Source organism: Helicobacter japonicus, from assembly GCF_000762845.2.
Taxonomy (GTDB): domain Bacteria; phylum Campylobacterota; class Campylobacteria; order Campylobacterales; family Helicobacteraceae; genus Helicobacter_C; species Helicobacter_C japonicus.
Map to the genome: position 1 here is coordinate 1 of NZ_JRMQ02000042.1, position 1,408 is coordinate 1,408.

Consider the following 1,408-nt stretch of genomic DNA (forward strand, 5'->3'; position numbering starts at 1 on the left):
CAAAATATAGTCTTCACACTGATATAGGGCATTGAGTAGATGAATAGGGGAATCTTTGGTGAGGGAATCTATATCGTTGGGATTAAGTTTTTGGATATATGCTACCTTTGGATTGGCAAATGAAATAATAGGGATAGGTTTGTAGGAATTAAACTCTGTATTGGTTTTTTGGATATTATAGTAGATTTTTTGTTTTTCTTGTTGTAAATCTTGTGGCTGTGGGGTCAATTCTTGATTATCATTTTGTAAAAAACTGCACATTATTATATCTTGGTTAAAGAGATTGGTATAGTTTTTATTGTTGCTATACAGAGAGCAGATATTGTTATTTAGAGTTTTAAAGCTTGGGTAAAATTCGTGAATATTTGCAAGAATTTTAGTAGAAGTCATAGTGGTTGTAAATGTTCCCTTAGCTGCAATGTCTCCTACCTTTGAACCTGTTTTTATTGCAGAAGACATAAAGCCAGAAATAGCAAATGAACCCAAATAATACATAGGTCGATTTTTTATTTCATTTTTAGCTAAATTAAAAAGTATTTTAGCCCTATCCCAGCTATTTATACTTGCTATACCCCTCCAAAATAACTTTACTTCCTCAATGGCTTCTTGCTGATAATAATCTTTAATCACGACACTACCATTTTGCCAATCTCTTAAACCAGAGATTCTCCCTATAAAATCTCCAAAGTTATAGGGAGTAACCAAGAAAGTATCATAAACTCCTTTACCAAAATCATTTAAGTGTTCTATAATATTTTTATTTTTCTCCATAATTTATCCCTAAAATTTAATCCCTAAAAATCCCACAAAAAAAGCTATTAAAATAATAGCTAATATTCCCATTGCTACCCAATAATAAATAAACGATTGTTTGTGTATTTTTTGTGGAGGTTGTGTTTTGTGTAATGGGATTACACAAGCTATTATAAAATTGATAAAACTTAAAAATATAAAAGAAAATAACAAAGCCACAATAAACTTTACATTCTGATTAATTGTTGTTGGCAACAATATTGCAAAACATATTCCCGCAATAAACCAAAATATAATACCTATCCCTGTATTTATATAAATGGAGCTAAAAGATTCAACAATTTTATTTGTTTTATAATAGGTAAAGCAATATTTACATCGTAGAACTTCTCCCATTTTTAAAGTATAAATATTCCTAAGCTTCTGTAATTTATTGATTTTCTCCCCACATACTTCGCATTTTTTATAAAGAAACATTTGATAATCCTCTTAACTTACTAAGCCAATATTATAACATATACTCTTGATCTTTATCACTCCATTATGCATACACTTTATCTCATTATCTTCTAGTATAGGGTGAAGCATTGCAATGCTTAAAGGTTTTAATTGTTCTTTGTGTTGTTTTTGTTCTCTTTGCATTGTAGCTTTATCT

1 protein-coding gene and 1 pseudogene are annotated in these 1,408 nt (G+C 29.3%); both read right to left on the minus strand.

The genetic code is table 11. The annotated features are described in order from the left end of the window. Positions 1-771: pseudogene (locus tag LS65_RS09710) on the minus strand (hypothetical protein); the annotation flags it as partial. A gap of 9 nt (positions 772-780) precedes the next feature. Beyond that, a complete protein-coding gene (locus LS65_RS09715; protein WP_034360501.1) occupies positions 781-1,230 on the minus strand; it encodes a hypothetical protein in 450 nt (149 codons plus the stop codon). Between the last annotated feature and the right edge of the window lie 178 nt (positions 1,231-1,408).